Origin of the sequence: Cellulosimicrobium sp. SJTW-1, assembly GCF_047716875.1 — a bacterium.
In the GTDB taxonomy this organism is placed as follows: domain Bacteria; phylum Actinomycetota; class Actinomycetes; order Actinomycetales; family Cellulomonadaceae; genus Cellulosimicrobium; species Cellulosimicrobium funkei.
In genome coordinates, this window is sequence record NZ_CP136680.1 from 1,171,175 (window position 1) to 1,195,371 (window position 24,197).

22 protein-coding genes are annotated in these 24,197 nt (G+C 75.1%); 14 read left to right on the forward strand and 8 right to left on the reverse strand.

Features of this window, described 5'->3' with window-relative positions:
* Nucleotides 1-897, reverse strand: coding sequence for a DUF72 domain-containing protein (locus tag RSE42_RS05350; protein WP_415298074.1), 897 nt, complete (start codon nt 895-897; stop codon nt 1-3).
* Between the two features lie 189 nt (nt 898-1,086).
* Between RSE42_RS05350 and glmS the strand changes: the two genes are divergently transcribed.
* Entirely contained in the window at nt 1,087-2,964 is a 1,878-nt protein-coding gene (gene glmS / locus RSE42_RS05355; RefSeq protein ID WP_061268657.1) for a glutamine--fructose-6-phosphate transaminase (isomerizing), read from the forward strand.
* Between the two features lie 125 nt (nt 2,965-3,089).
* Nucleotides 3,090-3,440 carry a holo-ACP synthase gene (locus RSE42_RS05360; protein ID WP_021482029.1) on the forward strand — a complete coding sequence of 117 codons (351 nt, stop codon included), beginning with the start codon at nt 3,090-3,092 and terminating at the stop codon, nt 3,438-3,440.
* A gap of 186 nt (nt 3,441-3,626) precedes the next feature.
* On the opposite strand, the gene RSE42_RS05365 is transcribed toward RSE42_RS05360, so the two are convergent.
* Nucleotides 3,627-4,553: a hypothetical protein gene (locus tag RSE42_RS05365; protein WP_415298077.1), complete on the reverse strand. Its 927-nt coding sequence runs from the start codon at nt 4,551-4,553 to the stop codon at nt 3,627-3,629.
* Nucleotides 4,554-4,749: 196 nt separating this feature from the next.
* Complete coding sequence (locus RSE42_RS05370) at nt 4,750-5,799, reverse strand: TIGR03560 family F420-dependent LLM class oxidoreductase (protein ID WP_415298079.1); 1,050 nt, start codon at nt 5,797-5,799, stop codon at nt 4,750-4,752.
* A gap of 147 nt (nt 5,800-5,946) precedes the next feature.
* Between RSE42_RS05370 and RSE42_RS05375 the strand changes: the two genes are divergently transcribed.
* The 7 genes from RSE42_RS05375 (at nt 5,947) to RSE42_RS05405 (ending at nt 13,047) form a co-directional block, all read left to right on the forward strand.
* Nucleotides 5,947-7,785: a bifunctional ADP-dependent NAD(P)H-hydrate dehydratase/NAD(P)H-hydrate epimerase gene (locus tag RSE42_RS05375; protein ID WP_415298081.1), complete on the forward strand. Its 1,839-nt coding sequence runs from the start codon at nt 5,947-5,949 to the stop codon at nt 7,783-7,785.
* Between the two features lie 136 nt (nt 7,786-7,921).
* Nucleotides 7,922-8,830, forward strand: a complete 909-nt coding sequence (locus RSE42_RS05380; protein WP_415298083.1) for a pseudouridine synthase — start codon at nt 7,922-7,924, stop codon at nt 8,828-8,830.
* A gap of 205 nt (nt 8,831-9,035) precedes the next feature.
* On the forward strand, nt 9,036-10,280 hold the full coding sequence (alr, locus tag RSE42_RS05385) for an alanine racemase (RefSeq protein WP_415298835.1): 1,245 nt from the start codon (nt 9,036-9,038) through the stop codon (nt 10,278-10,280).
* A gap of 77 nt (nt 10,281-10,357) precedes the next feature.
* Nucleotides 10,358-10,855: a tRNA (adenosine(37)-N6)-threonylcarbamoyltransferase complex ATPase subunit type 1 TsaE gene (tsaE, locus tag RSE42_RS05390; protein ID WP_061268667.1), complete on the forward strand. Its 498-nt coding sequence runs from the start codon at nt 10,358-10,360 to the stop codon at nt 10,853-10,855.
* 46 nt (nt 10,856-10,901) lie between these two features.
* Complete coding sequence (gene tsaB / locus RSE42_RS05395) at nt 10,902-11,621, forward strand: tRNA (adenosine(37)-N6)-threonylcarbamoyltransferase complex dimerization subunit type 1 TsaB (protein WP_043660420.1); 720 nt, start codon at nt 10,902-10,904, stop codon at nt 11,619-11,621.
* On the forward strand, nt 11,618-12,157 hold the full coding sequence (gene rimI, locus RSE42_RS05400) for a ribosomal protein S18-alanine N-acetyltransferase (protein WP_051028740.1): 540 nt from the start codon (nt 11,618-11,620) through the stop codon (nt 12,155-12,157). The genes tsaB and rimI overlap by 4 nt, the downstream gene beginning before the upstream one ends.
* Nucleotides 12,154-13,047 carry a sulfurtransferase gene (locus RSE42_RS05405; protein WP_415298086.1) on the forward strand — a complete coding sequence of 298 codons (894 nt, stop codon included), beginning with the start codon at nt 12,154-12,156 and terminating at the stop codon, nt 13,045-13,047. The genes rimI and RSE42_RS05405 overlap by 4 nt, the downstream gene beginning before the upstream one ends.
* A 102-nt stretch (nt 13,048-13,149) precedes the next feature.
* On the opposite strand, the gene RSE42_RS05410 is transcribed toward RSE42_RS05405, so the two are convergent.
* On the reverse strand, nt 13,150-13,797 hold the full coding sequence (locus RSE42_RS05410) for a malonic semialdehyde reductase (RefSeq protein WP_021482305.1): 648 nt from the start codon (nt 13,795-13,797) through the stop codon (nt 13,150-13,152).
* A gap of 101 nt (nt 13,798-13,898) precedes the next feature.
* On the opposite strand from RSE42_RS05410, the gene tsaD reads away from it, so the two are divergent.
* The gene (tsaD, locus tag RSE42_RS05415) at nt 13,899-14,966 is read left to right on the forward strand and encodes a tRNA (adenosine(37)-N6)-threonylcarbamoyltransferase complex transferase subunit TsaD (protein ID WP_415298087.1); all 1,068 of its coding nucleotides are present in this window, start codon (nt 13,899-13,901) and stop codon (nt 14,964-14,966) included.
* 13 nt (nt 14,967-14,979) lie between these two features.
* Here the strand turns inward: tsaD and RSE42_RS05420 are convergent, their stop codons facing one another.
* Nucleotides 14,980-16,137: a glutamate--cysteine ligase gene (locus RSE42_RS05420; RefSeq protein ID WP_021482303.1), complete on the reverse strand. Its 1,158-nt coding sequence runs from the start codon at nt 16,135-16,137 to the stop codon at nt 14,980-14,982.
* Nucleotides 16,134-17,411 (reverse strand): THUMP-like domain-containing protein, encoded by a 1,278-nt coding sequence (locus RSE42_RS05425; RefSeq protein ID WP_137280114.1) that lies wholly within the window; start codon nt 17,409-17,411, stop codon nt 16,134-16,136. The genes RSE42_RS05420 and RSE42_RS05425 overlap by 4 nt, the downstream gene beginning before the upstream one ends.
* A gap of 238 nt (nt 17,412-17,649) precedes the next feature.
* Between RSE42_RS05425 and groES the strand changes: the two genes are divergently transcribed.
* The gene (gene groES, locus RSE42_RS05430) at nt 17,650-17,946 is read left to right on the forward strand and encodes a co-chaperone GroES (RefSeq protein WP_021482870.1); all 297 of its coding nucleotides are present in this window, start codon (nt 17,650-17,652) and stop codon (nt 17,944-17,946) included.
* A 189-nt stretch (nt 17,947-18,135) separates the two neighbouring features.
* Here the strand turns inward: groES and RSE42_RS05435 are convergent, their stop codons facing one another.
* Nucleotides 18,136-18,426, reverse strand: coding sequence for a WhiB family transcriptional regulator (locus tag RSE42_RS05435; protein ID WP_031316449.1), 291 nt, complete (start codon nt 18,424-18,426; stop codon nt 18,136-18,138).
* A gap of 305 nt (nt 18,427-18,731) precedes the next feature.
* Between RSE42_RS05435 and RSE42_RS05440 the strand changes: the two genes are divergently transcribed.
* Together RSE42_RS05440 and guaB are read left to right on the forward strand one after the other, a co-directional pair.
* Complete coding sequence (locus RSE42_RS05440) at nt 18,732-19,817, forward strand: MerR family transcriptional regulator (protein ID WP_228485251.1); 1,086 nt, start codon at nt 18,732-18,734, stop codon at nt 19,815-19,817.
* Between the two features lie 127 nt (nt 19,818-19,944).
* Nucleotides 19,945-21,474, forward strand: a complete 1,530-nt coding sequence (gene guaB, locus RSE42_RS05445; RefSeq protein ID WP_021479849.1) for an IMP dehydrogenase — start codon at nt 19,945-19,947, stop codon at nt 21,472-21,474.
* 90 nt (nt 21,475-21,564) lie between these two features.
* Here guaB and RSE42_RS05450 read toward each other — a convergent pair whose 3' ends face one another.
* A complete protein-coding gene (locus RSE42_RS05450; RefSeq protein ID WP_085388386.1) occupies nt 21,565-23,178 on the reverse strand; it encodes a flavin monoamine oxidase family protein in 1,614 nt (537 codons plus the stop codon).
* A gap of 359 nt (nt 23,179-23,537) precedes the next feature.
* Here RSE42_RS05450 and RSE42_RS05455 point away from each other — a divergent pair, with 359 nt between their 5' ends.
* A complete protein-coding gene (locus RSE42_RS05455) occupies nt 23,538-24,176 on the forward strand; it encodes a Rid family hydrolase (protein ID WP_034653981.1) in 639 nt (212 codons plus the stop codon).
* Nucleotides 24,177-24,197: the final 21 nt, after the last annotated feature.

A 24,197-nucleotide genomic window follows, 5' to 3' on the forward strand; every position in this document is an offset into this window, starting at 1 on the left:
TCAGCGGGCGTCGTCGGCCCCGCTCGCGGCCCGACGACGGCGCGGTGCCGGCTCGACGGCGGGCCCCGGGCCGGGGAGCGCGAGGTCGGGCAGGCGGGCCATGAGGGCGAGCGCGTCGGCCGGGGCGTGGGCGTCCACGTCGTTGTCGAAGTAGACCTCGACGTCGTGGCCCGCGGCGTGCCAGGCGCGCACGCGCTCGGCCCACGCGTCGAGCACGTGCGGCCGGTAGCCGCTGCGGTAGAGCTCCTGGTCCCCGTGCAGGCGCACGTACACGAGCGGGCTCGTGACCGCCTCGACGAGCGGCCACCGGCCCGCGCCGTCCGACACGGCGAACGCCACCCCGTGCCGGCGCAGGAGGTCGAGCGCCTCCGGCGCGGCGAACGACGCGTGCCGCGGCTCGAGCGCGTGCACGATCGGGCGGTCCGCGTCGGTCTCCGTCCAGGCGGGCGCGCGCAGGCGGTCGTCGTGCTCGTGCGCGAGCCTCGCCGCCTCGCCGGTGGTGCGCGGCAGGAGCGTGAGGAACGCGTCGAGCAGGTCGTGGTCGAAGGCGGTCCGCGCGGGGAGCTGCCACAGGACGGGCCCGAGCCTGCTGCCGAGCGCGAGGACGCCGCTCGCGAGGAAGTTGGCGACCGGCGTCCGCACGTCCCGCAGCCGCTTCATGTGGGTGACGAAGCGCGGTCCCTTGACCGCGAACGTGAAGCCCTCGGGAGTCTGGTCGCGCCACGCGACGAACGACGACGGCCGCTGCAACGAGTAGAACGACCCGTTGAGCTCGACGGCGGGGACGAGCGAGGCGACGTGCTCGAGCTCGCGGCGCTGGGGGAGCCCCGCGGGGTAGAACGGTCCGCGCCAGTCGGCGTACCGCCACCCCGAGAGACCGATCCGGACGGTGGGCACGAGCACCAGCCTCGCGGTGCCGCGCGTCCCACGCCCGGCGAACGCGCCACGGACCGGGACGCGACGAGGCCGCGGGCGCGAGGACGGCTCGCGCGCCGCGGGGGCCCCGATTAGGCAGCGGACCTCACGAAGAACCGCGGGATCGCGCGGCCCCGAAGCGCCGCGGGTCCGTGGCTAGACTCGATCACCATGTGCGGAATCGTGGGCTACGTAGGCCCTGGAACCATGGTCGGAGAGGCCTCGGGGCGACCCCTCGACGTCGCTCTCGAAGGACTCGGACGGCTCGAGTACCGCGGCTACGACTCGGCCGGGGTCGCGCTCGTCGCGCCCGGCGTCGACGCCGTCGCGTTCGCGAAGAAGTCCGGCAAGCTCGCGAACCTCGTGCAGGAGATCGAGACGCACCCGCTGCCCGCGGCGACCGCGTCGATCGGGCACACGCGGTGGGCGACGCACGGCGGCCCGACGGACACCAACGCGCACCCCCACCTCGCGGACGACGACCGCCTCGCCGTGATCCACAACGGCATCGTCGAGAACTTCGCGACCCTCAAGGCCGAGCTCCTCGCCGAGGGCGTGACGTTCCGGTCCGAGACCGACACCGAGGTCGCGGCGCAGCTCCTCGCGCGGGCGTACCGCGACACGAAGGACCTCACGCTCGCGATGGGGCAGGTGGCGCGGCGGCTCGAGGGCACCTTCACGCTCCTCGCCGTGCACGCCGACGCCCCCGACACGGTCGTGGGTGCGCGGCACGACTCGCCGCTCGTCGTCGGGCTGGGCGAGGGCGAGAACTTCCTGGGCTCCGACGTCGCGGCGTTCATCTCCCACACCAAGGAGGCGCTCGAGCTCGGGCAGGACCAGATCGTCACGATCACCCCGACGTCGGTCGAGGTGACCGACTTCGACGGCAACCCGGCCGAGGCGAAGCGCTACACGGTCGACTGGGACGCGGCCGCCGCGGAGAAGGGCGGCTTCTCGTCCTTCATGGACAAGGAGATCCACGACCAGCCGCACGCCGTCGCCGACACGCTCCTCGGCCGCACGGACCCGTCGGGCAAGCTCGTGCTCGACGACTTGCGCATCGACGAGGCCGTGCTGCGCTCGGTCGACAAGATCATCGTCGTCGCGTGCGGCACGGCGGCCTACTCGGGCCACGTCGCGAAGTACGCGATCGAGCACTGGTGCCGCATCCCGGTCGAGGTCGAGCTCGCGCACGAGTTCCGCTACCGCGACCCGATCGTCGACGAGAAAACGCTCGTCGTCGCCGTGACCCAGTCCGGCGAGACCATGGACACGCTCATGGCCGTGCGCCACGCGCGCGAGCAGGGTGCGAAGGTCATCTCGATCGTCAACACGCACGGCTCGACGATCCCGCGCGAGTCCGACGCCGTGCTCTACACGCACGCCGGTCCGGAGATCGCGGTCGCCTCGACGAAGGCGTTCCTGTCGCAGATCACCGCCGCGTACCTCCTGGGCCTCTACCTCGCGCAGCTGCGCGGGAACAAGTTCCCCGACGAGATCGCGGCGATCCTCGAGGACCTGCGCGAGATGCCGCGCAAGATCCAGACCGTCATCGAGCGCGGCGAGTACGTGCGCGCGACCGCCCGGTCGATGAAGGACGCCTCGTCCGTGCTGTTCCTCGGGCGCCACGTCGGGTTCCCCGTCGCGCTCGAGGGCGCGCTCAAGCTCAAGGAGCTCGCGTACATCCACGCGGAGGGCTTCGCGGCCGGCGAGCTCAAGCACGGCCCGATCGCGCTGATCGACGAGGGCCAGCCGGTGTTCGTCGTCGTGCCGTCGCCGAAGGGCCGTGAGGGCCTGCACTCCAAGGTCATCTCGAACATCCAGGAGATCCGGGCGCGCGGCGCACGCACGCTCGTCATCGCCGAGGACGGGGACGACGCCGTGCGTCCCTACGCGGACGAGATCTTCTGGATCCCCGAGTCCCCGACGCTGCTCTCGCCGCTGCTGGCCGTCGTGCCGCTGCAGATCTTCGCGATGGCGCTCGCGACGGCGAAGGGACTCGACGTCGACCAGCCCCGCAACCTCGCGAAGTCGGTCACGGTCGAGTAGCCCTCCCGGCCCCGGCCCCGCCCACGCGCCGACCAGGTGGTCCTGGTTCGTCCGGTCTCCCGGACGAACCAGGACCACCTGCTCGTGGAGGCGGGGAGGCCTGGTCGCCACCGTAGGGTGGACGCATGATCAAGGGCGTGGGGATCGACGTCGTGGACGTCGCGCGGTTCATGGAGACCCTGGAGCGCACGCCCCGGCTCCGCGAGAAGCTGTTCACCGAGGCCGAGCGGGACCTGCCGCCCGCGTCGCTCGCCGCGCGGTTCGCGGCGAAGGAAGCCATCGCCAAGGCGCTGGGCGCCCCCGCGGGCATGCGCTGGCACGACGCGACGGTGCACCGCGTCGTCGGTGGCCCGCCGGAGGTCGAGATCACCGGCACGGTCGCGGCACGCGCGGACGCGCTCGGCATCACGGCCTGGCACCTGAGCATCTCCCACGACGCCGGCATCGCCTCGGCGATGGTCGTCGCAGAGGGCTGACCCCCGCCCCCTGCCCGCCCCGCCCCCACCCGCTGCCGCCGAGCAGGTGGTGCTGGCTCGTCCTACGACGTGGACGCGCCAGGACCACCTGTTCGGCCGACGGGGATCGCCTGCTCGACTCGCGAGAAGTGCTGCGCGAGGTTGTGGTCGACCGTGGCGTGCCGCCGTCGGGCGGTGAGGTGCCCGTCAGGCGGCGAGGTGCCGGCGCACGGTTGCGGCGACCCGGCCGAGGTCGCGTGACGTGAAGCGCAGGAGGTCCACGGTGCCCGAGCCGGTGAGGACGTTCTGGCGACGACGGTCCGCGAAGACCGCGACGGGGGTGTCGTGGTGCTCCCGGCCGTCGAGCTCGGCGACGAGCCAGCGACCGCCGCGACGCCGCCATCCCATGTCACCTCGAGCGACCACGGCGCCCGTCTCGTCGCGCACGGGGAGCTGCAGGGTGTCCGGCGGCACCTCCTCCTCGATGCACTCCAGACGGGCGAACGACTCCAGCGGGGACTCCGCTCGGCCGTCCGACAGCTCCCAGAGGTCGTGCCGGGTGGCGATGCCTCGCGGTCCGCGAGCGAGGTCGTGCGCGCGGGCGAGCTCGTCGGGCGCCAGGAGCCGGAGGCGCTGGACCGCGTCGAGGACGGCGAGCCCGTGAGGGCGGGGAAGCTCCGGGACGGCCTGGGCGAGAGCCCAGTCGAGCGTCGCGACCCGGAACCCGTCGATCGTCGTCGTGCGCATCCCGTCGTCGAACTGGCGCAGGCGGACGCCGTCGCGATGCCGCCGGCGCGACGCCTCGTCGAGGGCGACCTGAGGGGTGAGCCGGTGCGGTAGACCCTCCACGCCGTGCAGCACCAGGGCGCAGGCGCCCACGGCGACCGCGTCCGCGCCGTAGGCGAGCAGTCCGAGGAGCGCTGCGCGGCGTCGTCGGTCGTCGAGGCTCGTCACGGCAGACGACCGGACCTCGTAGACGTTCATCGCGGCGCGGCCCCACTCTCGCCGGTCGACGAGCCCGCGGACCGCGCCTCGCGACAGTCCTGCGGCACCGGCCTGCGCGGTCGTGACCAGCCCCGCCTGCCGGGACGCGATCCGCAGGAGCTCGGCGGGGACGGCGGTGCCTGTGTGCATGACGCGATCTCAGCGGGTCGTGCGCTGCCACCGCAGCATCGTCGTCGCGACCTGTGGACGACACCCCACGCCGCCCGCCCTGTGGTCGGCGTCATCAGGCGATCCGCGACGCACGAACAGGCGGTCCTGGTGCGTCCCGTCGACGGGACGAACCAAGACCACCTGCTCGCGCGGGGAGGGGGAGGGGGAGAGGGAGTCAGCGCTGGAGGGCCGGGATGACCTGGCGCTGGAAGAGCTCGAGCTGGTCGCGGTCGGTCGCGGCGAAGGGGAAGTAGCCGATCGCGTAGCCGAGGCCCTGGGCGCGCAGCGCCGTGAGGGTCTCGACGATCTGCTCCGGTGTTCCCACGAGCGGGCCGTTGCGCCACGACGCGATGCTGTCGTCCGCCTTCTCGGGGAAGTACCGGCGCGCGTGCTCCTCGACCCGGGCGAGGCGGTCCGCGACGTCCTGCTCGGTCTCGCCGATGACGACGTTGTAGTTGGCCGACCGCGTGATCTCGCCGAAGTCGCGGCCCAGGTCGCGGCAGTGCTGCTCGAGCACGGCGGACTTGTGGGCGAAGCCCTCCGGCGAGCCGTCGAAGTTCGTGTACTGGGCGTGCTGCGCGGCGATGCGCAGCGTCTTCTTCTCGCCGCCGCCCGCGATCCACAGGGGGATGCTCGGCACGGCACCCTCGCCGTCGACCGCCACGCGCTGCAGCGGCTGCGGGTAGCACAGCGCGCCGTCCACCTGGTAGCGCCGGCCCTCGAACGTGCCCGACGACCCCGTGCGCCACATGCGCGCCATGATCTGCACGCCCTCGTCGAGCGCGCGCAGGCGCTCGCCCGCGCTGGGGAAGCCGTACCCGTAGGCGCGCCACTCGTGCTCGTACCAGCCCGCGCCGATGCCCATCTCGAGACGGCCGCCCGAGACGTGGTCGACCGTCGCGGCGACCTTCGCGAGGTAGGTCGGCTCGCGGTACGCCATGCACGTGCACATCTGGCCCAGGCGCACGCGCTGCGACGCCGCGGCGAACGCCGCCATGAGCGTCCACGCCTCGTGGGTCGCCTCGGTGCTCGGGGTCGGGGTCGTGTGGAAGTGGTCGTAGACCCAGACGCCGTCCCACGCGAACTCGCCGCCGGGCAGGGGCTCGCCCGCCGCCGCGTTGTCGGCGTAGTGGAGCAGGGAGAGCATGGTCTTCCAGTGGTCCTCGGGCGTGACGTCGACGAGGTCGTAGCGCCAGCCCTGCGGGATGAAGAGTCCGAATCGCATGCTCGTCACCCTATGCGGGTACGCGCGGCCCGCAGCGCGCCCGCGGGGACCGTCTCAGCCCTCGGCCGTCCCGGCGGTCGTCGCCCCGGCCGGCCCGGCGCGGGCGCCGCGCAGGCGGCCCCGGCGCCCGGTGGGCAGGATGAGGTCATGATCGAAGCCTGGTCCGTCGCCGACGTCCGCGCCGCCGAGGAGCCCCTGCTCGCCGCGGGCGCCCCGCTCATGGAGCGGGCGTCGTTCGCGCTCGCCACCGTCGTCGCGCGCGACCTCGCCCGACGCCGGTCGGTCGCCCTGCCCGACGGCGGCCGCCGCGACGGGCGCGTCACCGGCGCCCGGGCGGTCCTGCTCGTCGGCTCGGGCAACAACGGCGGGGACACGCTGCACGCGGGCGCGTACCTCGCGCGCCGCGGCGTCGAGGTGCTGGCGGTGCTCACGGGCGAGCACGCGCACGCCGGCGGTCTCGCGGCGCTCCGGGACGCGGGCGGACGCGTCGAGGTTCTCGTCGGCAGCCCCGACGTCGCGGCGCACGACGACGGTCACGGCGACCGCCAGCGCGACCACCTCGACCCGCACGTCGCGGACCGGGTCGCCGCCCAGGCGGCGCGCGCCGACGTCGTGCTCGACGGCCTCGTCGGGATCGGCGCGCGCGGGGCGCTGCGTGGGGTCGCGGCCGACCTCGTGGAGCGGCTGACCGCGGTGCTCGACGGCGGCCCCGCGCACGGTCCGGAACGCCCCGGGCGGCCGTGGGTCGTCGCGGTGGACGCGCCGAGCGGCATCGGCGTCGACGACGGCACGGTGCCGGGCCCGGTGCTGCGCGCCGACCGCACGGTGACGTTCGGCGCCGCCAAGCCCGGGCTGCTCCTGCCGCCCGCGACGCACCTCGCGGGGCACGGCGCGGTCGTCGACATCGGGCTGCGCCTCGGCGCACCCGGCCCCCATGCACCCGGCGCTGACGCAGCCGGCCTTGGCGCGCCCGGCCTTGGCGCACCCGGCGCTGACGCACCCGGCCTTGGCGCACCGGCCCCGGGTGCGCCCGCCCCCGGCGTACCCGGCCCCGACGCGCCCGCCCCGGACCGGGGGACCATGACGCCGGTCGTGCGTCGGCTCGAGCCGGCGGACGTCGCGGCCCTCTGGTCCGTGCCCGGCGCGACCGACCACAAGTACACGCGCGGCGTCGTCGGCGTCGTGGCGGGCACGCCGACCTTCCCGGGCGCGGCGGTGCTCGTCACGACCGCGGCCGTCCGCACGGGTCCGGGCATGGTGCGCTACGGCGGGCCCGACGACGCCACGCGCGCCGTCCTCGCGGCCCGCCCCGAGGTGGTGCCCGCCGCGGGCCGCGTCCAGTCCTGGGTGCTGGGCCCGGGCGTCCCGGCGGTCCCCGGCCCGGGCGACGACCCGGTCGATGACGGCGGGCAGCACGAGCGCGCGCGGGCGGCGCTCGCCGCCGCGACGGCGACCGCCGCGACGGCGACCGACGCGACGCCGGAGCGCGTGCCCGCGGTCGTCGACGCGGGCGCTCTGTCCCTGCTGCCCGACCGCTGCCCGCCGTCGGTCGTGCTCACCCCGCACGCCGGGGAGCTCGCGACCCTCCTGCGGGCGCACGGCGACGACGTGACGCGGACCGACGTCGAGGCCGAGCCGCTGCGCTGGGCGCGCCGCGCGCACGAGGCCACCGGTGCGACGGTGCTGCTCAAGGGGTCGGCGACGGTCGTCGTCGGGCCGGAGGGCGCGTGGTCCCAGGCGGACGCGCCCGCGTGGCTCGCGACCGCGGGCGCGGGCGACGTCCTCGCCGGGATCCTCGGCACGCTGCTCGCGGCGCACGCGGAGCGCGTCGTGCGGGAGCCGGGCCTCGCCGCGCGGCTTGCTGCGGCGGCCGCCGTCGTGCACGGTCTCGCCGCCGAGCGCGCGAACCCGGGCGGTCCCGTCGCGGCGCTCGACGTCGCGGACGCGGTCCCGGGCGTCGTCGCGGAGCTGCTCGCCGCGCGCTGACCGCGCCCACGGCGTGCCGCACCACGCGCCGACCGCGCCGGTTGCGCCCGCGTGCCGAACCGCGCCGCCGCGCACCCCACCGCGCCCACGCGCGACCCGCACCGACCGCGGGGACGGCGCCGGTACCGTGGAGGGCGTGGTCCCCCTCCCCGTGCGCGACGGCCTCAACCCGACGCGCCTCGTGCTGCCGCACGACGCCGAGAGCGTCGCGCGGTACCCGCGCACCCTCGACTACGTGCGCCACCGCTTCCCCGACGACGCCGCGCGCCTCGCGGAGAAGGTCGCGGCGGGTGAGGTCGTCGACGGCCGCGGGCGCCCGGTCGACGCGCGCACGCCGTACGAGCCGCGCGGGTTCGTGTTCCTCTACCGCGACCCGCCCGTCGAGCCGGACGTGCCGTTCGAGGTCCGCGTGCTGCACCGCGACCGGGACCTGCTGGTCGTCGACAAGCCGCACTTCCTCGCGACCATCCCGCGCGGGGCGTACGTCGCGCGGTCGGTGCTGGTGCGGCTGCGCCGCGACCTCGACCTGCCCGAGCTCAGCCCGGCGCACCGCCTCGACCGCGTGACCGCGGGGGTCCTGCTGCTCACGCTGCGCCCGCAGGTGCGCGGGGCGTACCAGGAGCTCTTCGCGCGCCGCGAGGTGCGCAAGACCTACGAGGCGGTCGCGCCGTGGGACGCGTCGCTCGACCTCCCCGCGACCGTGCGCAGCCGTATCGTCAAGCGCCGCGGCGTCATGCGGGCCGAGGAGGTGGACGGCGAGCCCAACGCGGAGAGCCGCGTCGACGTCGTCGAGACCGACCCGGCACGCGGGCTCGCGCGGTACCGGCTCGAGCCGCACAGCGGCAGGACGCACCAGCTCCGCCTGCACATGGCGCGGCTCGGCGTGCCGATCGTGCACGACAACTTCTACCCCGAGCCGTACGACGTCTCGCCCGAGGACTACTCGCGCCCTCTCCAGCTCGTGTCGCGGTCGCTCGCGTTCATGGACCCGTTCACCGGCCGCGAGCGCCGCTTCGCGACGGACCGCGCGCTCTCCGCGTGGTGACGCGCGGGTGAGAGAATCGACGACCGTGAGCGACACCCAGCGCACGACCTCTCCCGGCACACATCCCGGCACACCCGCCGGCGCCCCCGGCACCGTCCCCACCGGCGCCCGGGCGGGCTCCCTCGCGGGCCCCGCCCCGACGTCCCGCGCGAGCGGCTCCGACGGCCCGGACCCCCGCGCCTACCCGGCCCGCGCCGTCGTCGACCTGGCGGCGGTCCGTGACAACGTGCGCGCGCTCGCGGACCTCGCGCCGGCGTCCGAGGTGATGGCCGTGGTCAAGGCGGACGCGTACGGGCACGGGCTCGTCGCGAGCGCGCTCGGGGCGCTCGCGGGCGGTGCGACGTGGCTCGGGACGGCGCAGCCGGGCGAGGCGCTCGCGCTGCGGGCGGCGGGCGTCGGCCCGGACCGGGCGCGCGTGCTCACGTGGCTGTACCCGCCGGGCGCGCCGCTGCGCGACCTCGTGGAGGCGGACGTCGACGTGTCGCTCGCGGCGCGCTGGGCCGTGGACGAGGTCGTCGCCGCGGCGCGGGCCGCGGGCCGGACCGCGCGGGTGCACCTCGCGGTCGACACGGGCCTGGGCCGCAACGGGATCATGCCGGCGGACCTGCCGGACGTGCTCGACGCCGTGGCGCGCGCCGAGGCGGAGGGTGCCGTGCGCGTCGTCGGCATGTGGTCGCACCTGGCGTTCGCGGACGAGCCCGGCCACCCGACCGTCGTCGCGCAGGCCGACGTCTTCGACGAGGCCGTGCGCGAGGCCGCGCGGGCGGGCGTCGTGCCGGAGCTGCGCCACCTCGCGAACTCCGCCGCGACGCTCACCGCCCCCCGCACCCACTACGACCTCGTGCGCCCGGGCCTGGCCGCGTACGGGATGACGCCCGTGCCGCAGCTCGGGCCCCCGTCGCGGTTCGGCCTGCGCCCCGCGATGACGCTCGAGGCGCGCCTCGCGACGGTCAAGCGCGTGCCCGGCGGTCACGGCGTCTCCTACTCGCACCACTACACGACGCCGCAGGACACGACGCTCGGCGTCGTGCCGCTCGGCTACGGCGACGGGATCCCGCGCCACGCGTCGGGCGGCGGGCCCGCGGGCGCGCCGGGCGGGCCGGTACTCGTCGGCGCCCGCCCGGGAGAGCCCGGCGGGCGCGTCGTGCGCGTCGCGGGCCGGGTCTGCATGGACCAGCTCGTGCTCGACCTCGGCCCGGACGCGACCGAGCGCGCGGGCGACGTCGTCACGCTGTTCGGCGCGGGCGACGGCGTGGCGCGCGCCGGGTTCCCCACGGCCGAGGACTGGGCGCAGGCCGCGGGCACCATCAGCTACGAGATCACGACGCGCCTCGGTGCGCGCGTGCCGCGCGAGCACGTGGGGACGCACGTGCTCGACGACGGCGCGCGGGCGCTCCTGGCGCGCGACCCGAGCCCGCACGACAGCACGGAAAGGACGGTCCGCGCGTGAGCGACGACCCGAACCACTCGACCCCGGCGCCCGCCGCCGGGGGGACCGCGGCCGACGACGCCCCGGGCGGCGTCGTCGTGCTGCCCGACGCCGAGGCGACCCGCGCGTTCGGCCGCGCCCTCGCCGCGGTGCTGCGCGCGGGGGACCTGGTGATCCTCACGGGCGACCTCGGGGCGGGGAAGACGACGCTCACGCAGGGGATCGGGGCGGGGCTCGGCGTGCGCGGCCAGGTCGCGTCCCCGACGTTCATCGTCGCGCGCGAGCACCCGTCCGTCGTCGGGGGCCCGGCCCTCGTGCACGTGGACGCGTACCGCCTGGGGTCGCTCGACGAGGTCGACGCGCTCGACCTCGACTCGAGCCTGGACGAGTCGGTGACGGTCGTCGAGTGGGGCAGCGGCCTCGTCGAGGCGCTCGCGGGCGACCGCCTGGAGATCGTGCTCGAGCGCCCGCGCGGCGGGGTCGGCGCGGAGCAGGGCCCGGACGACGACGCCCCCGAGGCGGGGGAGCGGCGCGTGACCGTGCGCGGCGTGGGGGCGCGCTGGGCCGGCCTCGACGTCGCCGCGCTCACCCGGTAGCGCCCGGCGACGAGGACGGCCCCGCTCCCGGCCGTAGGCTGGAGCCGTGGCTGTTCTCGCGCTCGACACCTCCGCCTCCGTCACCGTCGCCGTCGTCTCCGACGACGGCGCTCGTCTCGCCCGCCGCGACGCGCCCGAGCGTCGCCGGCACGCCGAGGCGCTCGCCCCGCTCGTCGAGGCGGCGCTCGCCGAGGCCGGCGTCGACCGCCGCGACCTCACGGCCGTCGCCGTCGGGACGGGCCCGGCGCCGTTCACCGGCCTGCGGGTCGGGCTCGTCACCGCCCGGGCCCTGGGCTTCGCGCTCGGCGTCCCCGTGCTGGGCGTCCCGAGCCTCGACGCCGTCGCCGCGCAGGCCGTGAGCGACCTCGGCCTCGCGCCCGACGACGAGCTCCTCGTCGCGACCGACGCCCGCCGTCGCGAGGTCTACTGGGCGCGGTACCGCGTCGTCGCGCACGAGGGGCCGCACGCGGTCCCCGTGCTCGAGACCGTCGCGGGGCCCGACGTCGGCCCCGCCGCCGACGTCGCGACGCACGCGGCGGGCGCCGTCGTGGTCGGGGAGGGCGCCGAGCTGTACCCCGACGCGCTCGACGTCGCGCAGGACGCGCCGCAGGTCCCCGACGCCGCCGTGCTCGCGCGCCTGGCGATCGCGCGCCGGGCGGCCGGGCTCGAGCAGCCGACCGAGCCGCTGTACCTGCGCCGCCCCGACGTCCAGGAGGCCGCGGCGCGCAAGCGCGTGAGCGACGCGTCGCCGGAGCGGTCGCGATGAGCACGCGGTCGTACGAGATCCGGCTGCGGCCCCTCAAGGCCGCGGACCTCGACCGGGTCGTCGAGCTCGAGCGTGAGCTGTTCGGGCGCGGCGCGTGGACCTACGGGATGCTCGCCGACGAGCTCGCCGGGTTCGGGCGGTGGTACGTCGCCGCCGAGCCCGTGCGGCTCTACGCCGCGGGGCCCCAGCCGCTCGTCGGGTACGCGGGCCTGTGGTTCGACGGCGACGTCACCCAGGTCATGACCATCGGCGTCGACCCGGCGTTCCAGCACCAGGGCGTGGGCTCGGTGCTCCTGGAGGCGCTGGTCGAGCGGTCGCGCGAGCTCGGGGCGAGCGCCGTGCTGCTCGAGGTGCGCGTCGACAACGACGCGGCGCTCGGGCTCTACGCGAAGCACGGGTTCGAGCAGCTCGGCATCCGCAAGCGGTACTACCAGCCCGAGGACGTGGACGCGTACACGATGCGGCTCGAGCTGGGCGCCCCGCCGCCGCGCGACGAGCCGGACTACGGGACGGCGTCCGCCGACGTGGTCGCGTGACGGGCGACCTCGCGCGGCGCGACCGCGTGCTCGTCGACGCGCGCGGCCTCGCCGCGGCGCTCGCGGGCGACCGCCCGCCCGTCGTGCTCGACGTGCGGTGGGCGCTGGGCGTCACCGACGGGCGCGAGCAGCACCGCGCCGCGCACGTGCCGGGCGCGGTGTACGTGGACCTGGAGACCGAGCTCGCGGCGCCGCCGTCGCCCGCCGCGGGCCGCCACCCGCTGCCGGAGGCGGGCGACCTGCAGGCGGCGGCCCGGCGCTGGGGCGTCCGCGCCGACCGGGGCGTCGTCGTGTACGACGCCGTGGGCGGCACGTCGGCCGCGCGCGCGTGGTGGCTGCTGCGCTGGGCGGGCCACGACGACGTCCGCCTCCTCGACGGCGGCCTGCCCGCGTGGCGCGCGGCGGGGTACCCGACCGAGGAGGGCGACGTGCGGCCCGAGCCGGGCGACGTCGTCGTCTCCCCGGGCGGGATGCCGGTGCTCGACGCGGACGGCGCGGCCGGGCTCGCGGCGTCGGGCGTGCTGCTCGACGCGCGCGCGGGCGAGCGGTACCGCGGGGAGGTCGAGCCCGTCGACCCGCGGGCCGGCCACGTCCCGGGCGCGGTGAGCGCCCCGACGACGGACAACCTCGCCGCCGACGGGACGTTCCTCGACCCGGACGCGCTCCGCGCGCGCTTCGTCGCGCTCGGGGTGGCCGCGGGGACCGGGAGCACGACCGAGGGCGCCGCCGGGGAGGACGCGGCGTCCCGTCCCGTCGGGGTGTACTGCGGCTCGGGCGTCACCGCCGCGCACGAGGTCGCCGCGCTCGCGACGCTCGGCGTCGACGCGGCGCTCTACGCGGGGTCGTGGTCGCAGTGGTCCAACGACCCCGACCGGCCCGTCGCGACCTGACGCACGCCGCCCTCCCGGACCGAGGCGCGCGCGCAGCCCCCGGACGCGACGAGGCGGCACCCCGGTGGGGTGCCGCCTCGGCTCGGAGGTGCGGGACGGGACTCAGAGGACCTCGGCGACCTGGTGGAAGTCGAGGCGCGCCTGGCGCGGGAAGTGCGCGCCCTCGTCGGCCGGGTAGCCCACGTTGATCGCGACGAGCGTGCGCCAGCCCGACTCGCCGAAGAACTCAGCGTCGATCCCGGCGGCGTCGAAGCCCGTCATGGGGCCCACGGACAGGCCGGCGGCGCGCAGCCCGACGATGAGGTAGCCGATCTGGATGAGGGCGTTGGTGCGGGCCATGCCCTCACGCAGGTCGGCCTGCGGGTCGAGCTGCTCGGCGATGCCCTCGCGGAACGGCGCGAGCGTGCCGAGGTGCTGGTGGAACGACGGGTCGGCGGCGGCGACGATCGTCACCGGCGCGGCGAGCGTCTTGTCGCGGTTGAAGTCCGCCATGTGCGCGCCGAGGCGCTGCTTCGCCTCGGGCGTGCGGACGACGAGCAGCCGCAGCGGGAGGGTGTTCATCGCGGTGGGCGCCCAGCGGACGAGGTCCCAGGCGGCCTGGATCTGCGCGTCGGTGACGGGCTCGTCCGAGAACGCGTGCGTGGTGTGCGCCGCGCGGAACAGGCGGTCCGCGGCCTGCGCGTCGATCGCGAGCTGGTCGGCCTGCTCGCTCGGCGCGGCAGAGGACTCGATGAGGGTGTCGGTGCTCATGACTGGCACAAACAGTTGAACCCTTGATCATCTTCCGAGCAGACGGTGTGACGTGCGCGACACGGACGGTCCGGCCCCCGCGCGCGACTACCCTGGAGGCCATGGTCCCCACTGCTCCCGCGAGCTTCGGCGAGCCCCTGGTGCTCGGCATCGAGACGTCCTGCGACGAGACGGGCGTCGCGCTCGTCCGTGGCCGCGAGCTGCTCGTCGACACGGTCGCGAGCTCCATGGACGAGCACGCGCGCTACGGCGGGATCATCCCCGAGGTCGCCTCGCGCGCCCACCTCGAGGCGATGATCCCCACGCTCGAGCGCACGCTCGGCACGGCCGACGTCGACCTCTCCGAGGTCGACGCGATCGCTGTGACCGCCGGGCCGGGGCTCGTCGGCCCGCTGACCATCGGCGCCTCGGCGGCGAAGGCCCTCGCGCTCGCGCTCGGCAAGCCGCTCTACGGCGTGAACCACGTGATCGGCCACGCCGCCGTCGACGAGCTCGTGCACGGCGCGTTCCCCGAGCGCGTCATGGCGCTCGTCGTGTCCGGCGGGCACAGCTCGCTCCTGCTCGTGGACGACGTCGCGACGGCCGTCACCGAGCTCGGCTCGACGCTCGACGACGCCGCGGGCGAGGCGTTCGACAAGGTCGGGCGCCTGCTCGGCCTGCCGTACCCCGGCGGCCCGCACATCGACCGCCTCGCGCGCGAGGGCGACCCCACGGCGATCCGGTTCCCGCGGGGCCTCACCGCACGCAAGGACCAGGAGAAGCACGCGTACGACTTCTCCTTCTCCGGCCTCAAGACGGCCGTCGCGCGCTGGGTCGAGGCCCGCCAGGACGCGGGGGAGGAGATCCCCGTGCACGACGTCGCCGCCTCCTTCGCGGAGTCCGTCGCCGACGTGCTCACCGCGAAGACCATCGCCGCGTGCGAGCGGCACGGCGTCTCGACGCTCGTCGTCGGGGGCGGGTTCAGCGCGAACTCGCAGCTGCGCGACATGGCCGCGAAGCGCTGCGCGGAGGCGGGCATCGAGCTGCGCATCCCGCCGATCCGCTACTGCACGGACAACGGGGCGATGATCGCGGCGCTCGGCTCGGCCGTCGTGCGGGCGGGCGTCGCGCCGTCGAGCCTCGACATCGGCGTCGACTCGTCGATGCCGCTCACCGTCACGCACGTGTGACGGCCCGGCCGGGTCACAGGGGCCGGCCGGCCCGCATCTCGGCGACGAGCGAGCGCACGACGGCGTCCAGCTCGCCCCCGTGGCGCCGCGCCACCGCGCGCTGCCGCTGGTAGGACGCGCCGCGCCGCACGATGGTGCGCACGCCATCGAGCTCGTCGAGGCACCCGAGGCGCGCCGCGACGGGCTCGAGCTCGACGAGCAGCCGCCCGACGGCGTCGGTCACGAGCTCCTCGTTGCCCTCGCGGTCGAGGATGATGATCGCGTCCATGCCGTAGCGCGCCGAGCGCCACTTGTTCTCCTGCGCGTACCACGGCGGGATGCTCGGCAGCTCGCGCCCCTCGTCGAGCATCGTCGAGAAGTGCTCGACGAGGCAGTGCGTGAGCGCGGCCAGCGCCAGGAGCTCGGAGATGTTCGTGACGCCGTCGCAGATGCGCGTCTCGAGCGTGCCGAACTGCGGCGCGGGCCGCAGGTCCCACCGCACCTCGTCGAACGCGTCGATGACGCCGGTGTGCAGCATGTCGGCGACGTAGCCCTCGAGCTCCTCCCACGTCCCGAACTGGAACGGCAGGCCCGCCGTCGGCAGCTGCTGGAACATCAGCGCGCGGTTCGACGCGTAGCCGGTGTCCTTGCCGCCCCAGAACGGCGAGCTCGCCGAGAGCGACTGGAGGTGGGCGAACGTCGTGAGCATCGCGCGCTGGATCGGCAGCACCTTGGCGCGGTCCTCGATGCCGACGTGCACGTGCACGCCGTAGATGAGCATCTGCCGCCCCCACCACTGGGTGCGGTCGATGAGCGTGGTGTAGCGCTGCTTGTCGGTGACCTTCTGCTGCGCCCAGCGCGCGAACGGGTGCGTGCCCGCGCTCATGAGCTCGACGCGGAGCGGGTCCGTCACGGCGCGCAGCTCCTCGACCGAGCGCTGCAGGTCGCGGCCGGCCTCGCCCACCGTGCGGCACACGCCGCTCACGACCTCGACCGTGTTGAGCAGGAGCTCCTGCTTGATCGACGGGTGCGGGCCGCCGTCGGCCGGGCGCACGGCGTCGAGCACGGTCTGCGCGACCTGCCGCAGGTCGCCGGAGTCGGCGTCGACGAGCGCGAGCTCCCACTCGAGCCCGACGGTCGAGCGCTCCGAGCGCGCGAAGGGGATCGCCGTGCGGCGCGGGAGGGCGCTCACCGGGGCCCGTCCTGCCCGGCGCCGGCCGGGGGAGCGGAGAGCGGCTCGACGACGAGCACCTGCTGGGAGCCGCCGACGCGCGTGAGGACGATCGTCGCCGTCGCGTCGCCCGTGAGGGCGAGCTGCCGGCGGAGCTGCTCCGGCGTGACGGCGGTGCCCCGCTTCTTGATCGTCAGACGACCCACGCCGCGCTCGCGGAGGTACGAGCGCAGTCGCTTGAGGCCGAACGGCATGGTGTCGAGCACGCGGTAGCCGCGCGCGAGCCCGTCCGCGAGCCCCGTCGCGTCGAGCGGCGCGGGGGAGTCGGTGGTCACGTACGCGATGGTCCGGTCGAGCAGGCGGCCGCCCAGCCCGCGCGCCGCGTGGGCGACGAGCCCCGCCCGGATCACGGCGCCGTCGGGCTCGTAGAGGTACTGCCCGACGGCGCCCACCTCGGGCACCACGTCCTCGTCGCCGGGGCGGTGGGCGATCCGGCGGGTCGTGGTGCGCGCGGTCCCGTCGGGCCCGGTCCACGACGACAGGACGAGCGCCGACCGGCCCGGTCCCTCGGGCGCGAGCGGGCCGAACCAGAGCCCGGCCTCCACGACGTCCCCGTCGACCGACACCCACTCGGTCTCGGCGTCCTCGGGCAGGCCGGCGTGCGGGATGCCCGGGCCGACCTTGATCCCGACCGCGGGCACACGCTCGCGCAGCGCCCACACCGCGTCGAGCGGCGGGGCGTAGGCCTTCGGGTCGAACACGCGCGTGCCGGCGCGGGTGCGGCGCGCGGGGTCGGCGTACACGCCCTCGATCCGCTCGCCCTCCAGGTCGAGCGCGAGCCCGTCGCCGTGGCGCACCTCGGCCTCGGGGAAGTGGCGCAGGTTGACGGTCGCGATCGCCGCGGTGAGCTCGTCGACGTCGGTCGCGAGCACCTCGAGCTCCGCGGCGGCGAACGCGAGCGCGTCGACGCCGATCCCGCTCGTGAGGTCCGCGACGCGCCGGATCCCCGCCTCCTGGTACCGCCGGGCGTGCAGGCCCGCGACGACGAGCCGGCTCGCCTGCTCCAGCCCCGCCTGCGTGAAGAGCATGCCGTCGGCGAACGCGCCGAGCTTGCCGTGCGCCGCGGCGCGCAGCCGGGACTGGGTGAGGGCCGCGGCGGCCAGGTCCGGGTCGACGCCCTTCGCGCGCAGCCCTGCCGCGAGCACGAGCGACTGCTGCTCGTCGTACGGCGGGAGCGCGCCGAGCAGGGCCCAGCCCTCGGGGCTGAGCAGCTTGGTGAGCGTGGCGGCGTCCATGGCGTCGATCCTTCCACGGGGGCCGGGGACCACGCGCAGCCGGGGCCCGGTCGTCCGCAGGACGGACGTTGGCACTCGCCTTGACCGAGTGCTAACCGGGACCTAGATTTGAGACGTGCCGCCACCGCTCGCGGAGGCGGCACCACGTGCGACCAGGCTGTCCGGCACCCGCGACGACGGCCAGCCGGTGCGCTCGACCCATCCGTTGCAGTTCTCACCGCGAAAGGGGAGGTCCGACGTGTCGGTCCCCATCAAGCCGCTCGAGGACCGGATCGTCGTGAAGGCCCTCGAGGCCGAGACCACGACCGCATCCGGCCTGGTCATCCCGGACACCGCCAAGGAGAAGCCCCAGGAGGGCGAGGTCCTGGCCGTCGGTCCGGGCCGTGTCGACGACAACGGCAACCGCGTCCCGCTCGACGTGACCGTCGGCGACAAGGTCATCTACAGCAAGTACGGCGGCACCGAGGTCAAGTACGGCGGCGAGGACTACCTCGTCCTGTCCGCGCGCGACATCCTCGCCGTGGTGGTCGGCTGACGCCGACCCGGTTCAGCAGCAGGGCCCCGCGACCGTCGGTCGCGGGGTCCTGCTGCGTTCCGTGGCCGGTCGCCCCACCGGTGGTCCCACGGGTCGTGCGCACGTGCGCCCGGTACGACGTCGGACCGGGGCCGTGCAGGTCTGCTGGTGGCGCGGAGGCACCGCGGTGGTGCCCGGGGAGAGGGAGCGTCAGCCGGTGCGGCGGGCGCCGCCCGCGAGGATGGCGGCGCGCTCGTCCTCGCTCAGGCCGCCCCACACCCCGTACGGCTCGCGCACGCGGAGCGACTGCTCGCGGCACTGCATCATCACGGGGCACGAGTGGCAGATCGCCTTCGCGGCCTCCGCTCGCCGTCGTCGCGTCGAGCCGCGCTCACCCTCGGGGTGGAAGAACAACGTGTCGTCCGCGTCGCGGCACGAACCCTGGTACTGCCATTCCCACAGCTCCATGACGGGCCCGGGGAGCCTCGAGATCTCTGCCATGCCGAACAACCTACAAGCGTTGCAAGACTTGTTCAAGTCCCCTGTGAGGAAAAAGTGAACGGGCAGGTTGAACCGCTCGTGGAGCGGTGTGAGGGGGGTCAACCGCGTCGACCGCTCCGGGCGCGCTGACGCGATCCGCAGCGACCGGCGCGTTTGCGCGTGCAGCGAACAAATACGGCGCGGGTGTGGCGCGAAGGGTGCACGACTGTGACCTCTACGAGGTGGCGAGACGGGTGCCCGCTCGGCAGAATCGATCCATGACCTCAGTCCGGTCCGCCCCCGACCCCGAGGGAGCCCGACCGAGCATGACCTCGTCTCCCGGCCTCGCCGTCGCCGCCGTCGCGCGCCGGCTCGGCGTCGCGCCCGCGACCCTGCGCACCTGGGACCGTCGCTACGGCCTCGGCCCCTCGCAGCACCGGGCCGGCTCCCACCGGCGCTACACGGACGACGACGTCGCTCGCCTCGTCGTGATGCGCCGCCTCACGCTCGACGGCGTCGCCCCCGCCGACGCGGCCCGCGCCGCGCTCGCCGCCGACGAGGAGGAGCTCGCCGCGAACCGTGGGGCGATCTCCTTCGACGACCGCGGCGCCGACGGCGCGGGCGACCTCGACGCCGACGAGCCCGAGGCCGACGACGACGCGCCCGAGCCGCCGCCGTCGCGCCCGTTCCTGCGCGCCGTCCCGGGGGGCGAGCCCGCACGGGCCGCCGGTCCCCGTCCGGTCGGCGTCCGTGAGGGACCGCGGCCCACGCGCGTCTCCGACGTCGTCGACGCGGCGATCGCCTACGACCAGCGCGCGTGCGACCGGCTGCTACGCATCCCGACGGGCGGCGACCCGGCCGCGTGGTGGTCCGACCTCGTCGAGCCCGCGCTCGAGCGCCTGGCCGAGCGCACCGTGCTCGCCGGCCCGGGCGAGGTGCCCGAGGTCGTGCTCGCCAACGCGACGCTCGTCGCGCTGCGCGAGTACACGCAGGCGAGCGAGGACGCGATCGTGGCCGCCGGGGGGCCGCCCCGGAACCACCCGAGCCGCATGCGGCGGATCGTCCTCGTCTTCGCGGCGCCCGACGAGCCGCTCCCGCTGGCCGCGCACGCGCTCGCCGCGTCGCTCGCCTCGCACGGCGCGATGGCGCGGATCGTCACCGGGCCCGCGAACGTGCACCGCACGCTGGAGATCGTGACGATGGTGCGGCCGTCCGCGGTGGCGATGGTGACCACGCAGGCGCGTCCCGACCTGGGCATCGTGCACGCCGCGCACGACGCGAACCCGAGCCTGCCGTTCTTCGTCGGGCTCCCGAGCGACCAGGCCGCGGAGGAGCTCCCGCTCGCCGCGACCGTCCACCGGGTGCGCAGCTTCACGGGCCTCCTCCACGAGCTGCTCGCCGTCGTGCGCTGAGCCGCCCGCGGGCCCGCCGGTCGGGCGGGGTGCGCGCTCGTGCACCCCGCCGTCCGCCCCTCGCGCAGGCCCGGCCGGCGAGCACCGGGCGGGAATACGGCGAGGGCCCGCGGCGTAGAATCCTGGTGTGACCGCTTCGCCCGTCCCCGCCGCCGTCCCCGACCGTGACCCCTTCGGATTCCTGGGTCTCACCTACGACGACGTCCTGCTGCAGCCCGGCTACTCGGACCTGGCGCCGTCGGACATCGACACCACGACGCGCCTGACGCGCGAGATCTCGATCCGCGTGCCGCTCGTCTCGGCGGCCATGGACACCGTCACCGAGTCGCGCATGGCCATCGCGATGGCGCGCCAGGGCGGCATCGGCGTGCTGCACCGCAACCTCTCGATCGAGGACCAGGCGCTCCAGGTCGACCTGGTGAAGCGCACGCAGACGGGCATCATCGACAACCCGGTGACCATCGGGCCCGACGCGACGCTCGAGGAGCTCGACAAGACCGCGGGCGAGTACCGCATCTCCGGCTTCCCGGTGCTCGACGCCGAGCGCCGCCTCATCGGCATGGTGACCAACCGCGACCTGCGCTTCACGCCCGTCGCCGAGTGGGCGACGACGAAGGTCGACGAGGTCATGACGCCCCAGCCGCTCATCACGGGCCCGGCGGGCATCTCCCGCGAGGAGGCGACCGCGCTCCTGCGCAAGCACAAGCTCGAGCGCCTGCCGCTCGTCGACGCGGACGGCCGCCTCACCGGGCTCATCACGGTCAAGGACTTCGTCAAGTCGGAGCAGTTCCCGAACGCGTCGAAGGACGGTCAGGGTCGCCTGCTCGTCGGTGCCGCGATCGGCTACTTCGGCGACGCGTGGCAGCGCGCCACGACGCTCATCGACGCGGGCGTCGACGTGCTCGTCGCGGACACGGCGCACGGCAACGTCCGGATGCTCATCGAGATGGTCGCGCGCCTCAAGTCCGACCCGGCGACGCGCGACGTCCAGGTGATCGGCGGCAACGTCGCGACGCGCGAGGGCGCGCAGGCGTTCGTCGACGCCGGCGCGGACGCGGTCAAGGTCGGCGTCGGGCCGGGCTCGATCTGCACCACGCGCATCGTCACGGGCGTCGGCGTCCCGCAGGTGACCGCCGTCTACGAGGCGTCGCTCGCCGCGCGCCCGGCCGGGGTCCCGGTCATCGCCGACGGCGGCATGCGCCACTCGGGCGAGATCGGGAAGGCGATCGTCGCGGGCGCGGAGACGGTGATGCTCGGCTCGATGCTCGCGGGCACCGAGGAGTCTCCGGGCGAGACGATCCTCGTCAAGGGCAAGCAGTACAAGGCGTACCGCGGCATGGGTTCCATGGGCGCCATGTCCTCGCGCGGCAAGAAGTCGTACTCGAAGGACCGCTACTTCCAGGCCGAGGTCACGAGCGACGACATGATCGTCCCCGAGGGCGTCGAGGGCCAGGTGCCCTACAAGGGGTCGCTCGGCACCGTGGCGCACCAGCTCGTCGGCGGCCTGCACCAGACGATGTTCTACGTCGGTGCCCGCACCGTGCCGGAGCTCCAGGAGAAGGGGCGCTTCATCCGCATCACGTCGGCGTCGCTCAAGGAGAGCCACCCGCACGACGTGCAGATGACGGTCGAGGCCCCCAACTACACGGGCTTCTGAGCGCGCAGCACCACGACCGACGGCCCGGCACCGCCCTCGCGGGTGGCGCCGGGCCGTCGTCGTCCCGTCAGCGCTGCGTGCGGTGGGCGGTCACGACGCCATGACGCGCGCGTGCAGCGCCTGGACGGCGTAGCGCGCGGCCCAGAACGCGCCGTGCTGCCAGGCCGAGATCTCGGACATCCAGTCGCCCGCGAAGTACACGTTCCCGGCGCCCTGCTGCAGGAGCTTGAACCGGGACGACTGCGTGTTCGGGTACGCCCACGCGCCCTCGATGTAGGGCACCTTGTGCCACGCGATGGAGAACGAGCTCTCGAGCTCCGTCCGGTACTTCTCGCCGTGGATCTTCACGCCCTGCTCGACGGCGCGCATCTCCCGCTGCCGCGGCGTCATGTCCGCGTAGGCGCGCGCGTTCGCGCCGGTGTTGTAGTAGCCCACGACGAGCCCTCGGCGCTCCCCGTACCCGTAGGACGGGTACCAGACGTGGGCGAGGTCCATGTCGGTCTCGGTGATGCCGCCGTAGATCCGGTGGTCGTCCTCCCAGAACCGCGACCGGTACTGGAGCCCGATCTTGCCCGCGGGCGAGCCGACGGCGAACTCGCCGAGCGCGGCGTCGACGTCGGGCCCCCAGTTGGTGTCCCAGCGGCGCATGAGCCCCGCGGGTGCCGAGACGACGGCGAAGTCGGCGTCGATCTGCCGCGCCTTGCCGTTGTGGGCGGTGTACGTGACCGAGACGCCGCGCGGCGTGTTCTTCACCGCGGTGACGGGCGAGCTGAGCTGGACGTTCTGCTTGCCGATCGCCCTGACGAAGTAGTCGTAGGTCGTGTCCATCCCGCCCTTGGGCTGGAACATGAGCATCGACTGCTCCCAGTTGATCTCGAACGGGAAGTACTGCCCGACCTTCGAGGCGAGCACCTCCGAGACCGAGCCCGGGCCGGGCAGGGGCGTGCCGTGCTCGTTCCACGCGGACGGGTAGACCGCGTACCCGCGGTTGCTGCCGCCCTTGTAGCTCCCGTCGGCCTGGAGCGAGCCCCACGACCGGAGGAACGCGCGCAGGTTCTCCTTGTCCGCGGCGGTGAGCTTCTGGTCCAGCGCGCCCTGGTCGGTCGCGTAGCCGAGCAGCTCGGACGTGTAGCCGAACACGTCGGCCTTCGCGGTGCGGTACCGGACCGGGTTGCCGGGGGTCGCGCCGGAGCGCTCGTTGTAGAGGTAGGCGTCCGCGTTGGCGTTGGTGAACACCTCGTAGGGGACGCCGAGCTCGCGCAGGTAGTCCATGGTGACCATCCACTGGGCGATGCGCCCCGCGCCCGCGTTCATGTAGACGCCGTCGGCGAACCGCGCCTTCTGCGTGACGCCGTTGACGTCCGTCTCCGCGTCGCCGCCGCGTATCGTCAGCGTCCGGCCGCCGACGCGGTGCCGCGCCTCGAGCACCGTGACGCGGTAGCCGGCCTTCTGCAGCTCGTACGCCGTGGCCAGGCCCGCCGGCCCGGCGCCGACGACGACGACCTTCTTCGCGGAGCGGCCCGTGAGGCTGAAGTCGCTGCCCCGCGGCGGTGTCCACGACTCGTTCCGCGGCTGGGCGGCGGCCGTCGGGGCGAGGCCCACCGCGCCCATCGTCGCGAACATGACGCCGGCGCTGGAGCCGACCCCGACGGCCTGGAGGAAGTTGCGGCGCGAGACGCCGGTCGTCTTCTCGTCAGTGACCATGTGGCTGGAGCCCTCTCGTCCACGGCCTGACGGGCGGGGAGCCCGGCCCACGATGCCGGGTGCCGCCGTCAGCACCGGGGCCGACGCTAGGGACGCGTCGTCGCGAGCGCGGGTCCGGCGCGTTTCGCGTCGGTCAACGGATCGCGGCTCTCGTAAACGTCTCGTGTCGCGGCCCTCGGCGGCGCCCGCGGGGCGGCGCGCCGCGACGTCCGGGCGCGCGCTGGTACCGGCGACGACCCGACACGTCGCCGTCACGGCGCGGAAACGGAGGCTGGCTAGCGTCGCGGCCCCGGCGGTCCTCGCGACCGGCCGGAGCCCGGGCGCCAGGGTGGCGCCCGTCGTCCCCCTGGGAGGCCTGCATGAAGAACCGCACCAAGGTCGTCGTCGCCGTCGCCCTCACCGCCGCCGTCGCCGTCCCCGGCACCGCCGTCGCCGCCGGGAGGCTCTTCGAGCCGAGGCCGACCGAGGCCCACTCCTTCGTCACCGGCGACACCCCGTCCATCGCCGACGGCGTCGCGATCGGGAAGAACGTCGCTTGGTACAAGTCGTCCGGGCTCGGGCCTGCCGCGATGAACACGACGCCCGGCGCGACGGCCGAGCAGCGCTACGTCCCGACCGACGTCTTCCCCGGCGGCGTCCTGCCGGCCGGCGTGACGATCACGGAGGCGCAGGGCATCAACGTCCTCATGCGGATCGGCGAGAACCTCGAGCGGGCCGGGCTCTCCTACGACGACGTCGTCTCCATGCGGGTGTTCCTCCAGAATCCCGCGGGCCAGGAGAAGATGGACTTCGCCGGCTGGAACCGCGCCTACCGCCAGTTCTTCGCGAACACGAACCTCGCGACCGGCGCGACGCTCGAGGTCCAGCTCGGCTCGGCCCGGACGGCGCCCATGGTGGTCAACGCGGCCCGGCCGTCGCGCTTCGCGCTCGAGATCGAGAACCTGCCGGTCGACGGCTGGCTCGTCGAGGTGGAGGTCGACGCCGTCTACCCGAAGTGACGGCGACGGGCCGCCCTCCCG